Origin of the sequence: Streptomyces sp. LUP30 (genome assembly GCF_001746365.1) — a bacterium.
Classification (GTDB): Bacteria; Actinomycetota; Actinomycetes; order Streptomycetales; family Streptomycetaceae; genus Streptomyces.
Map to the genome: position 1 here is coordinate 39,454 of NZ_MJAJ01000045.1, position 18,892 is coordinate 58,345.

The window sequence follows — 18,892 nt, forward strand, 5'->3', positions numbered from 1 at the left end:
GGACACGCTCATGGCACGGATGCCGTCGGCCGAACGGCGCCGGCAGCTGACCGAAGCGGCGATCAGGGCCATGGCCCGGGACGGCGTCGCCAAGACGACGACCCGGGCGATCGCCGCGGAGGCAGGCGTGTCCCTCAGCGTCTTCCACTACTGCTTCGACTCGAAGCAGGCACTGGTGGAGTCCGTCATCACCACCATCACCGACCACTACGTGACGGTGGTCAAGGAGGCGCTGCGGCCCAGGGCGACCCTGGAGGACACCGTCCGGGCCGGCTTCCAGGCGTACTGGGACCACGTCCGCGCCCACCCCGACGAACACATGCTGACCTACGAACTCACCCAGTACGCCCTGCGCCAGCCGGGGTTCGAGCACCTGGCGCGCCGTCAGCACCTGATGTACGGCGAGGCCTACACCGACCTCATCGAACAGCTCCGCGCCGGCATGGAACTCCGACTGCGGGTTCCCGTCACCGTCCTCGCCCGCTACCTGGCGGCGATGACCGACGGTCTGACCCTCAACTACCTCGTGCTCGGCGACGAGGCGGCCTGGGCCGGCGTCCTGGACACGGTCACCGCCCACATCGCCTCCCTCGTCATGGCCGACGGGCCGGACACCGCACCGGAGCCGCCGCCGGACCCGGCCCCCCGGTGAGGGGCCGGCTCTCTTTCCCTCAGGGAGCCGTGGCCCGGGCCACGAGCAGGGCGACGTCGTCGTGGTCCTCGGGGTGGCGCAGGCCGTACAGCAGGAGGTCGCAGATCTCCTCGAGCGGACGGTCCGGCTCGTCCAGGAAGCTCAGCAGGACCTCCAGCCGGTCGTCGATGGAATGGTGACGGGTCTCGACGAGGCCGTCCGTGTAGAGGACCAGCAGATCGCCGGGGGAGAGGTCGATCGTGGTCGCCTCGAAGGGCACACCGCCGACGCCGAGCGGCGCCCCGGAGGGCAGTTCGAGCAGCCCGGGCCGCCCGCCGGGATGGGCCAGCGCGGGCGGCATGTGCCCGGCGTTGGCCACCAGGCACCGCCCGGCCCGGGGGTCGAACACGGCGTACAGACACGTGACGATGTAGTGCTCCAGATCGCAGGTGATCTTGTCCAGGTGCTGGAGCACGGCGGCGGGCTCCAGATCCAGGTCCGCGTAGGCGCAGGTGGCCGTCCGCAGCCGGCCCATGGTGGCGGCCGCGTCGATGCCGTTGCCCATCACGTCCCCGACGACCAGCGCCGTCTTGTCGTCGTTCAGCGGGATGACGTCGTACCAGTCGCCGCCGACCTCGCTGGTGGCCTGGGCCGGCTGGTAGCGGGAGGCCAGTTCCAGACCGGTGTGCCGGGGCGCGTGGTCGGGCAGCAGACTGCGCTGGAGGGTGAGCGCGGTGTTGCGCACGCTCTGGAACCAACGCGCGTTGTCGATGGCCACCGCGGCCCGGCCGGCCAGCTCGGCGGCCAGGATGACGTCGTCCTCGTCGAACGGCAGCGGATTGCGCGTGCGTTTGAGGTCGAAGGCGCCGAGCACCTCGCCGTGCGCGATCAACGGCACCGCGAGATACGAGTGGACGCCGGCCCGCGCCAGCAGCGCGCCGGCCTCCGCGTCCCGGGCGATCCGGGGCAGGTCGCGCTCGCCGACATGCCGCACCAGGACCGGGCGGCCGGTGTGCACACACAGGGTGACCAGCCGGTCCCCGTCGTAGGCCGCGAGATCGCCCGGAGCGTCGGCGGCGCGCAGCGCCACCGTGGGATGGCCCGCCTTGAGGGCGAGCGCGCGGAACAGTTCCGGGCCGTTGTCCGGCCGGCGCGCCCGACGGCACGCCAGGGCGGAGTCGAGGACGTCCACGGCGACCACGTCGGCGAGCTGGGGAACGGCGATCTCGGCCAGCTCGTGAGCGGTCCGCTCCACCTCCAGCGTGGTGCCGACCCGCGTGGAGGCCTCCGCGATGAGGGCCAGGCGGCGGCGGGCCCGGTCGGCCTCGGCGGCCGCACGGTGCCGTTCGGTGACGTCGACCACCGAGGCGGCCGCGCCCAGCACCCGGCCGCCGGGATCCTCCAGCCGGTAGAACGACAGGGACCAGGCGTGCTCATGGTCGGGGTCGGTCGGCGGACGGCCCACGTGGTACTGGTCGAGCAGCGGGGTGCCGGTGGTGAGCACCTGACGCAGCGCGGACTCGATGGTTTCGACGTCGGGCAGCAACAGGGTGTCCCTGAGGAGCCGGCCGACGTGGTCCTCGGCGGGGACGCCGTCGATCGTCGCGAGAGCCGGGTTCACGAGGAGGTAGCGCAGATCGGGGTCGAGCAGGGCCAGGCCGATCGGGGACTGGTTGATCAGCCGCTCGCACAGGGCCAGGTCGGTCTCCACGCGCTGCAGCAGGGTGTGGTCGGCCGCGATGCCCAGCGCGTAGACGTCCCCGAGATCGTCCTGCAGCCGCATGTTGCGGAACTCCATCAGGCGGGTGCTGCCGTCCTTGTGCCGGATGGGGAAGGCGCCGGCCCAGCTCCGGCCGGTCTCCAGCACCTCCGCGAACAGCTTCGCCACGGCCTTGAGGTGCTCGGGGTGGATGAACAGCCGCGCCGCGTACTTTCCCAGCGCCTCCTCGGCGGTGTAGCCGATGAGCTCCTCCGCCTGCGGCGTCCAGAACACGATGCGCCCGTCGGCGTCGACGACCATCGCGGAGACGCTCAGCACGTCGAGCAGTCCGGTGGGCGGGGGCGTCCGGGGACGGTACACGTCGCCGTCGGAGCGAACGGGGTCGGATGTCATCGGATCCTCCTCCAGCCCTTCCATGCTGCCTCCCGCACGGCGCGTGCGGAAGCCGGGCGGGCCCGGCCCGGGCCCGCCCGGCGCCGTGCGCATCGGGCGGACTAGCAGGACCATGGTCGTGTGGAGGACGGCACCCATGGATTCTGCGCGAGAAGCTTCCGAGGTCCCGACGCCCGCAGGTCCAGGCGATCTCCTGGACGCGTCCACCGACGGGGCGGCGATCGTCTCCGAGAACGGGGTCGTGATCGGCTGGACGCGGCAGGCCGAGGCGCTCCTCGGCCGGGTGGCGTCGGACGTCGTCGGCCACTCCGCCGCGGAGCTCGTGGCGATGCCCCGCGACCCGGCCCGGGTGGCCGCCGTCGCGGAGCGGTGCCGGGCCGGCATGGGGTGGAGCGGCGTCGTCTCCCTGCGGCACGGTGACGGCCGCGCACTCGACGCCGACCTGCGGGTGTCCGCGTCCTTCCGGGTAGGCGGGGCGGAGTGCTTCCTGGTCTCGGCGCGCGAACGGAGCCGCCGATGGGCGGTCGGCCAGTCGGTCCTCGACGGGTTCCTGACCCGCTCCCCGGTCGGGATGGCGGTGATGGACCTGGAGCTGCGGTACGTGTGGCTGAACGACACCCTGGAACGCCTCGGCGGCGTGCCCCGCGAACAGCGGCTGGGGCGCCGGCTGAGCGAGCTGCTGCCCGGCCTGCAGGCGGCCGCCCTGGAGAAGCTCATGCGCACGGTCCTGGAGACCGGGACCCCGGTCACCGACTACGAGTACCTCGGGTGGAGTTGGGCGGACCCCCACCGCCGGCGCGCCTACTCCACGTCGTTCTTTCCGCTGGAGGGCGCCGACGGCAGCGTCACCGGGGTCTGCTACATGGTCCAGGACGTCACCGAACGATGGACCGCCCGTCAGCTGCTGTCGCTGGTCAACGAGGCGGGGACCCGCGTCGGCACCACGCTGGACGTGATGCGCACGGCGCAGGAGCTCGCCGACTTCTGCGTCCCGCGCTTCGCGGACTTCGTCATCGTCGACCTCCTGGAGCCCGTCCTCAGCACGGAAGGGCACGGCACCTGGCTGACCGATGCCGGACCACCCCCCGACCGGCCGGTGATGCGCCGGGCCGGGATGAAGTCGGTGCGCGAGGGCTGCCCGGAGGCCGTCGCACAGGTCGGGGACAACGTGGACTTCGTCCCTCCGCCGCACGGCGCGAACCTCCTCATCGACGGCGAGCCGATCCTCATCCCGGTGCTGGACGGGTCCGACGAGCTGTGGACCGCCGAACAGCCCGAGAGAGCGGCGAACATCGACGCGTTCGGACTGCACTCCCTGATCTCCGTGCCGTTGCGGGCCCGCAACACCGCCCTGGGCCTCGCCACGTTCGTCCGGTCGCTCAATCCCGTCTCGTTCCAGCCCGACGACGTGCTGCTGGCCCGTGAGCTGGTGGCGCGAGCGGCGCTGTGCGTCGACAACGCCCGCCGGTACACCAGGGAGCACACGGCGGCCGTCACCCTGCAGCGCAGTCTGCTCCCGCACGCCCTGGCCGGCGGCACGGCGCTGGAGGTGGCCTCCTCGTACCTCCCGGCCGACCCCACGGACGGGGTGGGCGGCGACTGGTTCGACGTGATCCCGCTGTCCGGGGCCCGCGTGGGTCTCGTCGTCGGCGACGTGGTGGGGCACGGCATCGCCGCCGCGGCCAGCATGGGGCGGCTGCGCACCGCGGTGCAGACCCTCGCCGACATGGAGATGCCCCCGGACGAGCTGCTGGCCCACCTCGACGACCTGGTCCTGCGGCTGAGCGCGGAGCGCACCGACGACACCGCCGCCCCGCAGGGTTCGACGGGCTTCCTCGGGGCGACCTGTCTGTACGCCGTCTACGACCCGGTCACCCGGCGGTGCACGATGGCCCGGGCCGGGCACCCGCCCCCCGTCGTCGTCGCCCCCGACGGTCGCGTGTCCTACCCCGAGCCGCCCGCCGGGCCGCCCCTGGGGCTCGGCGGCATGGCGTTCGAGGCCACCGAGATCGAGCTCGCCGAGAACAGTCTGATCGGCCTCTACACCGACGGCCTGATCGGCGGCGCCGACCAGGACATGGAAGACGGCATGACCCGGCTCGGCGAGGCGCTCGCCGGACCCCACGCCGACCTGGACGACCTGTGCACGTCCGCGGTGCGCAAACTGGTGCCCGCGCCCCAGTCCGACGACATCGCCCTGCTGCTGGCCCGCACGCACGCCCTGGACCCCGACCGCGTCGTCTCCTGGGAGGTGCCCGCCGACCCGGCCGCCGTCGCCGACGTCCGGGCCCGCGCGACCCGGCAGGTGGAGGCCTGGGGGCTGGGCGACCTGGCCATGACGTCCGAACTCATCGTGAGCGAGCTGGTGACCAACGCGGTCCGCTACGCCGCCTCGCCGATCCGTCTGCGCCTGCTCTGCGACGCGCGTCTGACCTGCGAGGTCGCCGACGCCAGCAGCACGGCTCCCCGGCTGCGACACGCCCGGATCACCGACGAGGGGGGCCGCGGACTCTTCCTGGTGGCCCAGCTGGCCCATCGGTGGGGAGCCCGGTACACGGCCGACGGAAAGATCATCTGGGCCGAGCAGGAGATCCCCTGAGCCACCGGGACCGCGGCCGGGACCGGGGCCGGGCACCGGCGCGAGGAGTTTGCCGTGCCCGGGGGAGAGGCCGAAACCGGTGACGGAGGCCTCCTCGACCCACCTCGCTGCCGCCGGACGTTCGGCGCACACCACGCAGGCGTCTCCCGGCCTTCATGGGCCTGCGCCGCAGGGCGACCCGCACCGTCCGCACCGGCACGCGGCTCGAACGGCTGCCGGCGCGGCACACGGCCCCCGACGCCCGGTGACGCATTCCTCACCGGTCCCTCGTACGGGGGAGTGGACCCGCCACCTCGGCCGGGCCGATCGTGGACACCATGAACGATCACCGCACGCCCTCCGCCGACTCCGACCCCTCTGCCGGTGAGGAGGCGGTCGAGGTCCGCCGGTTCTGGAGCCGGCTCGGCCTTCCCGGACTGGTCGACGTCCACACGCACTTCATGCCCGAACGCGTCCTGCGCAAGGTCTGGGAGTACTTCGACGCGCTGGGACCGCTGACCGGCGGCCTCTCCTGGCCGATCGCCTACCGCCATGAGGAGGCCGAACGGGCCGGACTGCTGAGGGAGTTCGGCGTGCGGGCCTTCACCTCGATGCTGTACCCGCACAAGCCCGGAATGGCCCGCTGGCTCAACGGCTGGGCGGCCGACTTCGCCGGCCGCACCCCCGACTGTCTGCACACCGCCACCCTCTACCCCGAACCGGACGTCGAGACCTACGTCGGGGAGGCCGTCGAGGCGGGCGCCCGCGTCTTCAAGGCACACGTGCAGGTGGGCGCGTACGACCCGGCAGACGAACTTCTCGACCAGGCATGGGGGTTGCTGGCGGAGGCGGGCGTCCCCGTCGTGATCCACTGCGGCTCCGGCCCCGCACCCGGCAAGCACACCGGCCCGGAGCCGATCGCACGGGTGCTGGCGCGGCACCCCCGACTGCGGCTGATCGTCGCGCACATGGGCATGCCCGAGTACGAGGAGTTCCTCGAGCTCGCCGAGCGCTACGCGGAGGTGCGCCTGGACACGACCATGACCTTCACCGACTTCGCGGAGAGGCTCTCCCCGTTCCCCACCGCGGCCCTGCCCAGGCTGACCGCGCTCGGCGACCGCATCCTGCTGGGCTCCGACTTCCCCAACATCCCTTATCCGTACGTGCGGCAACTCCAGGCCCTTGAGCGGCTGGACCTCGGACAGGAGTGGCTGCGGGCGGTGTGCCACGACAACGGGGCCCGGCTCTTCGGACTGTGACCCTCCGGCACCGGCCCACAGGGAACCGGGCCCCACGACGAGTGTGGAACACCTCTGCCGCCGACCGACGCGAACGCATCCTGCGCGCCGTCGTGCGGCAGGGGTCCTCGCTCCCCTTCGAGCCCCTGCGCCGACCGGGACGGGCGGGCGGTCACCAGCCGGTCAGCAGCAGGTGGTTGACGAGGAGGGCGACCGTGGCCTGCGCGGCGAGCCAGCCGCGGGGGCGGCTCAGGAACGCGCATGAGCCGAGGAGCCACATGGCGAACGGCAGCCAGATGCGCTCGGTCTCCGCCTTGCTCATCCCGGACAGGTCGGCGAGGAGCAGAGCGGCGAGTGCGGCGCCGGCGAGGAGGGCGAGACGCAGGCCGGGGGAGGCGCCGGGCGCGCCCGCCAGTGACCGGACCCGCGAGAGCAGGGCGGGCACGACCCGTACGGCCGCGCCGGGGCCGGCGGGTGTCCGGACGAGCAGGGGATCATCGTCGGGCGACGGGACGTCGGCGGGCGGGGGAGTGCCCGGGGAGGGACGCGTCCGGCGCCGTCCCGTGTTCTCGAGGAGCAGGGCGACAGCGCGCCGCAGGCCCGCCACCGTCGCCGGGCCCACGATCAGGACCGTGCAGGCGAGGTTGGCCCACACCCAATAGCCGTAGGGCCGGATGCCGCCGGCGCCCTGGTAGTAGCGCTCGACCAGCAGACCGTAGGCCTCCCACCAGTCGAAGCCCGCGAGGGTGAACACGAGCGGGACGACGGTGACTCCGGCCAGGGCGTAGGGCAGCGGCCGCATCCGTCGCGGGCCGCCGAGCAGGAGGGCGGCGCCGGCGATCACGGCGAAGAGGGTGAGCCCGTAGGAGAGGTAGCAGGTGAGACCGAAGAGGAGCCCGGCGGCGAAGCCGGTGAGCCGCGGGCGGTGTCCGGTGACGGCGAGGGCGAAGAGGGCGATCGTCCAGGCGGCGACCGCGGCGAAGTACCCGTCCGCGGACGTGCCCATCCACACCGCGGCCGGCGCCATCGCCAGGAACGGCGCCGCCCGTCGCGCGAGCTCCTCGTTCGCGAGCGCCCGCACGGCGACCAGCACCGCCGCACACGCCGACGCACCGACGGTGATGCACCAGGCGCCGGCCCAGCCCCCGCCGCCGAGGCCGACCCGGTCGAGCAGGACGAACGTGACCGTCGCCGCCGGCGGGTGGCCCGCCACATGCGCGGGCCAGTTGTCGGGAGAGTGCAGCAGGATGTGGTGGGTGAAGTCCCGCAGCGTCGCCGGGATGTCCTGGAAGCGGTCGATGACCTGCAGGTACTCGTACTTGGTCGTGAGCCGTAGCGCGATCCCGCGCTGCCAGCCGTCGATCAGCGCCAGGGACCAGGTCCACGCCATGGCCGTGCCCCAGGCGGCGACGGGCAGCGCGCGCCACGGCAGCCGGGCGGCCAGCCGTGGGCCGTACACCACGACGCCGACGGCGATGAGGAGGGCCGCCGGGGTGCCGGGGCCGACATGCGGTTCCGCATGGGCGTACAGGGGCGGCCAGCTCACGTGCAGGGTGCCGTGCTCCCGCTCGATCGCGGTGCCGACCAGCACGGCAGCCGCGACGAGCAGCGCGGCGGCGGCGGTCGCGTACAGGTCTCGGAGAAGATCACGGGTCACGGGGGAAGGCTAGGCCGACCGGACGGCGTCGAGGTCGCCCCGTGCGCGGACGTCAGCGTTTCGTCATGTGTCGCAGACCCCTCGGCGCGGGTGCAGCGCCCTACGGTCGGCGCATGCCTCGGTTGCCCGACTCGCTCTCTTCGCGTCCTTTGCCCCCTTCGCCCACGTCTCCCGGTTTCTGGCGCAGTCCCGTACGCGGACCGTGGTTCACCTCCGTGCTCGGTCTCGTGCTGCTCGGCGGGATCACCGTGCTGTTCGTGACAGGACTGCTGTCGTACGCCGCCTACGACCCGGACCTCGCGTCGGTGAACGACAAGACCCCGGACAAAGGCCTCCTCGGCTTCTACCTGTTCGCCTGGCCGACGCGTCCCTCCTGGCTGTACCGGCTCACCCAGGGCATCCACGTGACACTCGGGATCACGCTCGTCCCCGTCCTGCTGGCCAAGCTGTGGTCGGTGGTGCCGAAGCTGTTCGCACTGCCGCCGGTCCGGTCGCTCGCGCACGCCCTGGAGCGGATCTCCCTGCTGCTCCTCGTCGGCGGGGCGCTGTTCGAGTTCGTGACGGGAGTGCTCAACGTCCAGCTGGACTACGTCTTCCCCGGGTCCTTCTATGCGCTGCACTTCTACGGCGCCTGGGTGTTCTTCGCCGCGTTCGTGGTGCATGTGGTGCTCCGGGCCCCGGCCGCCGTACGCAACGCGCGCCGCGTGCGGGCGGGGACGGGGCTGGAGGAGGAGGCGGGAGGAGAGCCGGACTTCCCGCTGGTCCCGCCGCGGCCCGCCGCGCCCACGGTGTCCCGGCGAGGGGCGCTGTGGCTGGTCGGCGGCGGTTCCCTGCTGCTGTTCGGGACCACCGCGGGGCAGTGCTTCGACGGGCCGCTGCGGCGCACGGCCCTCTTCGCTCCGCACGGCGGCGCCGACCCGGGCAGCGGTCCCGGCGGCTTCCAGATCAACAAGACGGCCGCGTCCCGGGGGATCGGCGCGCGGGAGACGAGCGACGGGGTGTGGCGGGTGCTCGTCACCGGACCGACCGGGACCATCCGGCTGAGCCGCGCAGAACTGCTGCGGCTGCCGTTGCACAGCTCGGCGCTGCCCATCGCCTGTGTGGAGGGGTGGTCCACCGGCGACCAGTGGTGGCGGGGTGTGCGGCTGCGGGACCTTGCCGCGCTGGTCGGGTACGACGCGGGGGCCGAGCCCGGCGTCCTGGTGGAGTCCCTCCAGCGGCGAGGCGCCTTCCGCGAGGCCGCGCTGCGTTCGAATCAGGTGCGCGATCCGCGTTCGCTGCTGGCCCTGGAGGTCAACGGCGAGCCGCTGACCCCCGATCACGGCTACCCGGCCCGGATCATCGCCCCCGCCGTGCCCGGTGTGCTCAACACCAAATGGGTGGCCCGGATGACGTTCGGAGACCTGTGATGCGCAGAGTGCTCCCGCCGCTGGGAAGCCCGTTGCAGATCCTGCTCCTGGCCTGCTCCTTCGCGCTCGCGGGCTACGCCGGACTGCGCCTGCTGTCGGGGGACCGGCTCGGGGTGGCCCTGTGGTTCGTCGGCGCGGCCGTGCTGCACGACCTGGTGTTCCTGCCGTTGTACGCGGCCGCGGACCGGGCCGTCACCGGGGGACTCGGCGCCGTCGGCCGCCGGGAGCGGACCCTGTACGTCCGGGTTCCCGCGACCCTGTCCGGACTCCTTCTGCTGGTGTGGTTCCCGCTGATCAGCGGCCGGGTCGCGACCCGCTACGAGTCCTTCACCGGCCTGTCCGCGGACGGGTTCGCCGCCCGCTGGCTGTGGGTCACCGTCGCGCTGTTCGGCGGTTCCGCGCTGCTGCTGGCGCTGCGCTCGCGCAGGGAGGCCGTGGACCGGTCGCCGGCCGACCGCTGAAGGGCGGTGCGCCGGGCCGGCGGCGCTGCGGACGTGTCTGGCCCGCTCGCACGGAAGGGCGGTTCGAGGTGGTGCCGCCCGCGGCAGCTTCATGAACACGGGCAGCACCACCGTCCCCGTGCGGTCCTCCGCGCCGCGCACTCCGGCCGACGCGAACTCCCGCATGCGTCGCGTGACATGGCACCCGGACCCGATGATCCCGGCGCCGTCGGTGACCAGCACACGCATGCCCCACGGTAACGCCGGTCATCCGCCGTGGCGGGGGCCGGGCCCCCGCGTCACCACTTCGTAAGACTCCGCGCGGCTTCGCCGGGGCCGCGCGTCCCGGATTCCGCGGCGAGCGGCTCACCAGCGGATTCTCGCCTGCCGGGGTACGCGCCTTGCCTGAGGCTGACCGGTGGAAATAGCCTCTGCTGAAGCCGGTGGAGGGTTGCCGGCCCGGGAATGGGTCCGGATCATGGTCGGAGACGCGCTCCGGCCGGCGTCCGAAGTCCGCTTGGGTACGAGGCCCCAGTCCGGATCCCCCACCGATTCCGGAGCGGTTCAGTGCATGATGTCGGCCTCCTGATGCTGGCGCTGTCAGCGAGTTGCGCACTACGTGCAGCGTGGTTCACCGCTCGCGCTGCCGGGGCGGGCGGGAGACGAACCGACGGAGGCCGGCCGCGTGACGAACCCGGCCTGAAGCGCCCGGAAGGCGAGCGGGTGCGACGGACGGGAGAGGCCCGGCGGTGACGCCGGTGCGGGTCCGCGAGTCACAGGAGGCCTCAGGGCCACGTGTTCCTCGGCGGACTTGTCCAGCGTCCGTACCGCACCGGGAAAGTCGATATGTCCGTACCGTCCTCCACCCTGCCGGCCCCCGCCGCACGGCGACCACCGGCCTCGCCACCGGCCCTGCGTCGGCCGCGCCGGTCTCTCGCACCGGCGAGGTACCGCGTCCCGCTCTTCGCCCTCGCCGTCGTCCTCCCGCTGTACTGGGGGTGGGACGCCTTTCTCGCGACGGGCGGCGGTGACCTCGCCGCGCAGTACGCGTGGGCGGGGTTCGTGGGCAGGCACCCGGACACGCCCTACGGGCTCTTCTGGTTCGGTGGCACCCACACCGTCAACTACAGCGTGATCTCCCCGCACTTGATGGCCCTGATCGGTGTCCGCGCCGTCTCCGTGCTGTCCGGGGTCAGTGGCACCTGGATGCTGGCGATGCTCCTGGAGCGCACCGTTGCCCGCGTGTCGCTGGGGCCCGCGCTGGTCGGGGCGCTGGCCCTCTGGTACAACGTCGTGCTCGGCCGCACCACGTTCGCCCTGGGCCTGGCCTTCGCGCTGGCGGCCCTGCTCGCCGTGGCCGACCGCGCGCCCCGGCCCGCCCGGCTCGCCGCCGCCGCGTCCGGGGCGCTGTTCGCGACCATGGGCAGCCCGGTGGCCGGCCTCTTCCTGCTGGTGGCGGGCGCCGGATATCTGGTCGCCCGGCAGTACGGCAAATGCCTCGCCCTGGTCCTCCCGCCGGTCGCCGTCGTCGGCCTGACCACGTTGCTGTTCCCCTTCCAGGGCGAACAGCCCATGGCCGCGGGCCGCATGATCCTGCCCGTGCTGCTGTCGGCCGCCGTGGTGTGGGCGGCCCCGCGGGAGTGGCGGGTGGTGCGGGCGGCCGCCGTCCTGTATGCCGTCGGGGTCGTCCTGACCTGGCTGGTCCCCTCGCCCGTCGGCAACAACGTGGAGCGGCTCGCCCTGCTCTTCGCTCCCGCGGTGCTGCTCGCGGCCGCGCTGCACCGCCGCTCCCGAGGCATCCGGCACGGTGTCCGTCGCACCCGTATGCGGGCGATGGCCGTGGTGACCGCTCTCTCCGTCTCCTATCTCTGTGTGACGTCGCTGATGCATCTGCGCACCCCGGATCCCGTTCCGGGCTGGGTCACGCACACCGACGGAGTGCTGGCCGCGCTCGACCGGCTGGGCGCGGACCGCGGCCGGGTCGAACTGCCGACGGATCGCGACCACCGCGGGGCCACCCTCCTCGGCCCGCACGTCGAGCTGATGCGGGGCTGGAACCAGCAGCTGGACGTGGAACGGGGACGCCTGTTCTACGAGGGCGACCTCGACGGACCGCGCTACCACGCCTGGCTGCGCCACTGGGCGGTCGGCTACGTCGTCCTGCACGACGGCACACCCGACCGGTCCGCGGAGCGCGAGACCGCTCTGATCAAGGAGGGACAGGACTGGCTGGAGCCCGTCTGGCAGGACCGCTACTGGAAGATCTACCGGGTCCGCGACACCCTGCCGCTGGTCTCCGCCCCGGCCGAGCTGCAGCACGCGGGAGAGGCGGAGCTGACGCTGAGGATGCCTCGCGCCGGAACGACCACCGTGCGGATCGAGTACTCGCCGTGGTTGCGGGTCAAGGGGGCGTGCGTCAGCGCGGACGGCCCGTGGACCCTGCTGACCGTGCCCCGGGCGGGCGTGTACCGGCTGACCTCCGACTACGCCGGAGGGCCTGTCGACGAGCGCGGTTGCTGGCTGGACGGATGAGGAATGACCGCCTCCGCAGGGTGCGCGTCCTGCGGAGGCGGACTTCCTCTCCCGCGGGTCTCGTCGCCGAGGATGCCGCGCGCTTCGGTGCCCGGTGGTGCATGCGGTAGGCCCTGGCGCATGCGGCAGGACTGCGCGCCCCGGTGGGCGCGGGGCGGACGAAGGCGCGGCTGCCGCACGCGACGGACGCGGTGCCCGGGCGACCGAGAAGTGCCGTGAGTCGCGGGGAACGGCGTCGGTCTGCGGGGGACCGTCACGCGTTCCGCGGCTCACGTCGTACCGGAAAGCGCCGAGCGAACCGATTCCACGCAAGCGCTTCGACGGGATGGTACGACCGGCGGATCGAAGGGTCAATGGCATGCCGCACGGCGAGGGAGACGCCGCCACGCGGGCCGAGCCGCCGCCGCTCGGCCCGACGCCTTCCGGACCGGTGGTGCGTCCTGGGCTTCGACGGCTGCACCCCAGTTCAACGGCATGACGGGCGCTCACCCGGCGATCCCGGCCCGGCCGTCGGTCACACCCGCGGGCGCCCACCGCGCCCGGCACGGCGGGAGGATCCACCGCCTTTCGCCTGCCTCCGCCGCGGAATTGTTCGAGGGGGCGAACCGGCCCAGGACCGCTGAAATCAGCCGTCGAACCGATTCCGCGACAACGTTCACAGCGGAAGCCGCCACCCCCTTGACAGCCCAGTGAAGCCGGGAGCACCGTCTCCCCCCGAAACCTCTCTGCAATCTCGCTGTGAATTCGGCACCTTCAAGCGCTTCCGGTCTGTCAGCGCCACCAACACGACCCGATCGTGTTGCGCCGGCACGGGAGGGAGATCAGATGGGCACCATGCGCACAAGACGCCGCCTGTGGTCCGTGAACGGAGGCGTGCACCGGCTGATCGCGGCCGTACGGCGCCGCGGCAGGCCCGACGACGCGCCGGGCCGCGCCCCCGACGTCCGGCCGGCGCGCCCGCCCGGCTCCCGGCCGAAGGCGTTCGCCCGCGCGGGGGCCGCAGCCGTGCTGGTCGTCGGCGCGCTGGCCGGCGCCACGGTCTCGGCGGCCACGGCCCGTGCCGACACCTCCGGGCCGTGCGACCTCTACGCGGCGGGCGGTACGCCCTGCGTGGCGGCGCACAGCACGACACGAGCGCTGTACGCCTCGTACAACGGGTCGCTGTACCAGGTCCGGCGTGCCTCGGACAACACCACCCGGAACATCGGCGTCCTGAGCGCGGGCGGGTACGCCGACGCCGCCGCCCAGGACTCGTTCTGCTCGGGGACGACCTGCCTCATCACGATCGTCTACGACCAGTCCGGCCGCGGAAACCACCTCACCCAGGCGCCCGGAGGCGGGGCCGCGGGCGGCCCCGACAACCTCGCGAACGCGACCGCCGCGCCCACCACGGTGGGCGGTCACAAGGCCTACGGCGTCTTCGTGGCGCCCGGCACCGGTTACCGCAACAACCACACCAACGGCATCGCGACCGGGGACAACCCCGAGGGCATGTACGCGATCTTCGACGGCACGCACTACAACGGCGGCTGCTGCTTCGACTACGGCAACGCCGAGACGGACAGCAACGACGACGGCAACGGCACGATGGAGGCCATCTACTTCGGCAACATCAAGGTCTGGGGCTACGGCGCGGGCAACGGCCCCTGGATCATGGCCGACCTGGAGAACGGCCTGTTCTCCGGGGTGAACCAGCACTACAACGCGAACGACCCGAGCATCAGCCACCGCTACACGACCGCCGTCGTCAAGGGCGGTCCGAACCACTGGGCGATCCGCGGGGGCAACGCCCAGTCCGGCGGCCTGTCCACCTTCTACGACGGGCCGCGTCCCAACGTGTCGGGCTACAACCCGATGCGGAAGCAGGGCGCCATCATCCTGGGCATCGGCGGCGACAACAGCAAGGGCGCCCAAGGCACCTTCTACGAAGGGGTGATGACCTCCGGCTACCCGTCGGACGCCACCGAAAACGCGGTGCAGGCCAACATCACCGCGGCCGGATACAGCAACTCCTCCGGCGGCACGAGCACCGGCGCCCTGCACGCGGTGGGCGCGGGCAAGTGCCTGGACGTGCCGAACTCGTCCACCACGGCCGGCACCCAGCTGCAGATCTGGGACTGCAGCGGCGCCGCCAACCAGACCTGGACCCGCACGTCCTCCAACCAGCTGACCGTCTACGGCGGCAGCGGCCAGATGTGCCTGGACGCGTACGGCAACCAGACCTCCGCCGGAACCAAGGTGGTGACGTGGCCATGCAGCGGCGGCGCCAACCAGCAGTGGCGGCTGAACTCCGACGGCACGGTCACCGGCGTCCAGTCGGGGCTCTGCCTCGACGTCACCGGCGCCTCCACGGCCAACGGCGCCCTGGCCGAACTCTGGACGTGCAACGGTCGGTCCAACCAGCAATGGAATCTCAGCTGACCTGAACGGCTCCACGCACGAACGGCTCCACGGACGAACGGCTCCACGCACCACCTGGAACGGTTCGACGCACCTCGAACGGCGCCGGCCCGTGGCCGGCTCACCCCGGCCGCGGGCCCTTCGACGCCGAACACCCGCCACACCCGCCCCGACCGGCCGACACGCACCACCACTGGAGGATGAGGATGTCCAGATCCGCAGTGCTCCGCGGCCTCTGGGCCGCCCCCTTGGCTCTGCTCGCCCTGCTGGCCCAGAGCATGGCGACGGCCGGGGCCGCGTCGGCCGTGCCCGCGGCGCGCCACGCGGCGGCCGTCGACCTGTACGTGGCTCCGGGCGCGGCACCCGGCGGGAACGGCACCGCCGGGCAGCCGTTCGCGACGATCGACCAGGCGCGGCAGCCCGCGCACCGGCTCTCCGTCGACGCGGACGTCGTGGTCCATCTGGCCGGTGGCACTTACCGGTTGTCCGAGCCCCTGGCCTTCGGCTCCGATGACGGCGGCCAGAACGGCCACACCATCACCTACCAGGCCGTGTCCGGACAGCAGCCGGTCGTCAGTGGAGCCCAACAGGTATCAGGTTGGCAGGTTCATGATCAGAATGCCAATATCTGGTCGGCCCACGTCGGCGCCGGCGCGAACACGCGTCAGTTGTACGTGAACGGCAAGGAAGCGATGCGCGCGGCGATCCAGGTGCCGCGCTCCGCCTTCACCTTCACGCAGACCGGCCTGACCCTCAACGACTCCTCCCTCGACTACCTGGCCGGCCTTTCGGACCAGAGCCACATGGAAGTCGAGAGCGTCAACTCCTTCACCGACCGCTACGCGCCGGTCCAGTCGATCAGCGGCAGAACCATCACCATGCGGCAGCCCGCGTGGAACAACAACTCCTGGGGCTACGACACCGTCAACGCGCCCTTCGCCGGCGGGACCATGTACCTGGAGAACAACTACGCGTTCCTCAAGCAGGCCGGACAGTGGTACCTCGACTCGTCCACCGGCGACCTGTACTACCGGGCCCAGCCGGGACAGAACCCGAACAGCCTCGACGTCGAACTGCCCCGGCTGCAGAGCCTGCTCGGCATCAGCGGCAGCTACGGCTCCCCGGCAGCGGGCCTGGCGTTCACCGGCGTCCGGTTCACGGGCACCACCTGGCTCGGCCCGAGCGGACCCGACGGCTACGCGGACCAGCAGAGCGGCGCGCACATCACCGGCGCCTACGCGATGCCCGCCAACTGGCTCAGCACCTGCAAGTCGGGGTGCACACAGTTCGAGGCCACCCGCAACCGCTGGGCTCAGATGCCCGCGGCCGTACAGGTCTCCGCCGCCACCGGCATCACGTTCTCCGGCGACACGTTCTCCGAACTCGGACAGGCCGGACTGGGCGTGGGCAACGACGGCGTCGCCACGGCCTCCGGCACCGGACTCGGCGCGCGCGACATCACCGTCACCGGCAACACCTTCACCGACATCGCAGGCGGCGGCATCCAGGTCGGCGGGATCCAGCCGGACGCGCACCACCCGGGCAACGCGCAGATGACCAACCAGAACATCGTCGTCAGCGACAACCGGGTCAGCGCGGTGGGCACCGACTACAAGGAGACCGCGGGCATCCTGTCCACCTACGTCACGAACGCGACGATCACCCACAACCAGTGCGACCACCTGCCCTACGACGGGATCGACATCGGCTGGGGCTGGGGCGTCAACGACCCGGGCGGCAGCCAGGACTACGTCAACAGGGGCACGTACGCCTATCAGCCCGTCTACAGCACCCCCACGACGCTGAAGAACAACACCGTCTCCCACAACCTGGTCTTCGACACCAAGAAGGCGATGTTCGACGGCGGCAGCATCTACAGCCTGTCCGCGAGCCCCGGCTCGGTGATCTCCGACAACTACATGTACGGCAACAACCACACCACCGCGCTGTACCTCGACGAGGGCTCCCGGTACCTGACGGTGTCCCGCAACGTGGTGCAGGACGCGGGCAACTGGGCGCTGACCAACGCCAACGGCAACAACCACACCGACGACAGCACCTTCTCCGGCAACTGGTACAACGGCGGCAACACCTATGTGGCCACCGGTCCTCCGCACAACAACGTCCTCACCGGCAACGTCCTGGTCAGCGGCGTCAACTGGCCGCAGGGCGCGCAACAGGTCATCCAGCAGGCGGGCGTCCGGGCGGCGCCCGGCGGTGACGGCTTCCCCACCGGCCGTCATCAACTGGTGATCGGCAGCAACAGCCTGTGCCTGGACGTGTCCGGCGGCTCCACCGGTGCGGGCGCCGTGGTCGACCAGTGGACCTGCAACGGGCAGAGCAACCAGCAGTTCGAGTTCGTGCCGTCCTCGGGTGGTTACGGGCAACTGCGGGCGCAGCACTCCGGGCAGGTCGTGGCGGTGTCGGGCGGCTCCACGACCGCCGGGACGCCAGACATCGTGCAGCAGGCCCCGGACGGAGCCGCCGCCGCCCTGTGGCTGCCGGTGCGGCAGTCCGACGGCTCGTTCTCCTTCCGGAACAAGAACAGCGGCCTGTGCCTGGACGTCTACGGCGGCGGCAGCAACCTCGGCCAGCAGCTCGACCAATGGCCCTGCAAGAACACGGCCGGCGGCAACCAGGACTTCACCCCCCGCTGACCGGCCGACCGGTCGTCCCGTCCACCCACTGTCCCCCACCGGTGAGGAACCCGATGAAGCTGACGAAGAAGTACCCGGCACTCCTGGCCGCGGCGCTGACGACCGCGCTCGGCACGGGCGTCGCGCTGCCCGCGGCCGCGGCCACCGGCGCCGAGCCGCCGCGCTCCGCCGTGCGGGCCGCCGCCGCGCCGGCCGCCTTGCGCGTGATGCCGTTGGGCGACTCGATCACCTGGGGCGTCGGCAGCCCGTCCGGGAACAGTTACCGGGGCTTCCTGGGGAACCAGCTGTCGGCCGACGGGCATGCCCTGGACTTCGTCGGCTCGGGCCGCAACGGCACCATGTCCGACCCGGACAACGAAGGCCACTCCGGCTGGCGGATCGACCAGATCGCCGGGATCGCCGACTCCGTGCTGGCCCGTCACCGCCCCAACGTGGTCACCCTGGAGATCGGCACCAACGACCTCAACGGCAACTACCAGGTCGCGACCGCCCCCGACCGGCTCCGTTCGCTCATCGACCAGATCACCCGCGACGCCCCCGACGCGACCGTCCTCGTCGGCACCGTCATCGTCTCGACCAGCGGAACCGAGGAGGCCAACCGGCCCGGGTTCAACGCCAGGCTCCCCGGAATCGTCCAGGCCGAGCAGGCCGCCGGCAAGCACGTACGCCTGGTGGACATGAGCGCGCTGACCGGCGCGGACCTGTCCGACTCCCTGCATCCCAACGACAACGGCTTCCGCAAGATGGCCGACGCCTTCCACGCCGGGGTCCAGGCCGCGGACGCGGCTGGCTGGATCAAGCCGCCGGTCCCCGTGGGCGGACAGGTGCGCTCCGGCATCGCGGGGAAGTGCCTCGACGTCAACGGCGGCAACAACGGCAACGGGACCGCCGCGGACATCTCGTCCTGCAACGGCTCCGCCGCGCAGCAGTGGTCCGCCCGCTCCGACGGCACCCTGCGGGTCCTCGGGAAGTGCCTCGACGTCGCCGGCCGAGGCACGGCCAACGGCACGAAGATCCAGATCTGGGACTGCAACGGCGGCGCCAACCAGCAATGGCAGTCCTATGGCGGCGGCTACCGCAACCCGGTCTCCGGCCGATGCCTCGACGACCCCGGCGCGTCCGCCACCGACGGCACGCAACTCGTCCTGTGGGACTGCAACGGCGCCGCGAACCAGCAGTGGACCGCGCTGCCGGTCACCTGAGCCCTCGTCCCGGCTCCACCACGGCACCGTCTCGC

11 protein-coding genes are annotated in these 18,892 nt (G+C 72.3%); 9 read left to right on the forward strand and 2 right to left on the reverse strand.

The features are described 5' to 3' along the window. Positions 1-10 precede the first annotated feature (10 nt). Entirely contained in the window at positions 11-652 is a 642-nt protein-coding gene (locus BG482_RS29770; RefSeq protein WP_069772275.1) for a TetR/AcrR family transcriptional regulator, read from the forward strand. Between the two features lie 19 nt (positions 653-671). Here the strand turns inward: BG482_RS29770 and BG482_RS29775 are convergent, their stop codons facing one another. Continuing rightward, positions 672-2,744, reverse strand: coding sequence for a SpoIIE family protein phosphatase (locus BG482_RS29775; protein WP_079142318.1), 2,073 nt, complete (start codon positions 2,742-2,744; stop codon positions 672-674). A 136-nt stretch (positions 2,745-2,880) separates the two neighbouring features. Here BG482_RS29775 and BG482_RS29780 point away from each other — a divergent pair, with 136 nt between their 5' ends. Continuing rightward, a complete protein-coding gene (locus tag BG482_RS29780) occupies positions 2,881-5,343 on the forward strand; it encodes a SpoIIE family protein phosphatase (RefSeq protein ID WP_069772276.1) in 2,463 nt (820 codons plus the stop codon). Between the two features lie 317 nt (positions 5,344-5,660). Further along, positions 5,661-6,581: an amidohydrolase family protein gene (locus tag BG482_RS29785; RefSeq protein ID WP_069772338.1), complete on the forward strand. Its 921-nt coding sequence runs from the start codon at positions 5,661-5,663 to the stop codon at positions 6,579-6,581. A 151-nt stretch (positions 6,582-6,732) separates the two neighbouring features. Here the strand turns inward: BG482_RS29785 and BG482_RS29790 are convergent, their stop codons facing one another. Beyond that, positions 6,733-8,217 carry a hypothetical protein gene (locus tag BG482_RS29790; RefSeq protein ID WP_256096512.1) on the reverse strand — a complete coding sequence of 495 codons (1,485 nt, stop codon included), beginning with the start codon at positions 8,215-8,217 and terminating at the stop codon, positions 6,733-6,735. 113 nt (positions 8,218-8,330) lie between these two features. Here BG482_RS29790 and BG482_RS29795 point away from each other — a divergent pair, with 113 nt between their 5' ends. The 6 genes from BG482_RS29795 to BG482_RS29820 all read left to right on the forward strand — a co-directional run bounded on the left by BG482_RS29795 (position 8,331) and on the right by BG482_RS29820 (position 18,857). Then, positions 8,331-9,626, forward strand: coding sequence for a molybdopterin-dependent oxidoreductase (locus tag BG482_RS29795; protein ID WP_079142310.1), 1,296 nt, complete (start codon positions 8,331-8,333; stop codon positions 9,624-9,626). Further along, positions 9,626-10,087, forward strand: a complete 462-nt coding sequence (locus BG482_RS29800; RefSeq protein ID WP_069772278.1) for a hypothetical protein — start codon at positions 9,626-9,628, stop codon at positions 10,085-10,087. Before BG482_RS29795 ends, BG482_RS29800 begins: the two co-directional genes overlap by 1 nt. An 825-nt stretch (positions 10,088-10,912) precedes the next feature. After that, entirely contained in the window at positions 10,913-12,598 is a 1,686-nt protein-coding gene (locus BG482_RS29805) for a hypothetical protein (protein WP_256096513.1), read from the forward strand. Between the two features lie 834 nt (positions 12,599-13,432). Further along, a complete protein-coding gene (locus BG482_RS29810; RefSeq protein ID WP_256096514.1) occupies positions 13,433-15,019 on the forward strand; it encodes an arabinofuranosidase catalytic domain-containing protein in 1,587 nt (528 codons plus the stop codon). A gap of 185 nt (positions 15,020-15,204) precedes the next feature. Continuing rightward, a complete protein-coding gene (locus tag BG482_RS29815; RefSeq protein ID WP_256096515.1) occupies positions 15,205-17,655 on the forward strand; it encodes an RICIN domain-containing protein in 2,451 nt (816 codons plus the stop codon). Between the two features lie 53 nt (positions 17,656-17,708). Beyond that, on the forward strand, positions 17,709-18,857 hold the full coding sequence (locus BG482_RS29820) for an SGNH/GDSL hydrolase family protein (RefSeq protein WP_069772279.1): 1,149 nt from the start codon (positions 17,709-17,711) through the stop codon (positions 18,855-18,857). Positions 18,858-18,892 lie beyond the last annotated feature (35 nt).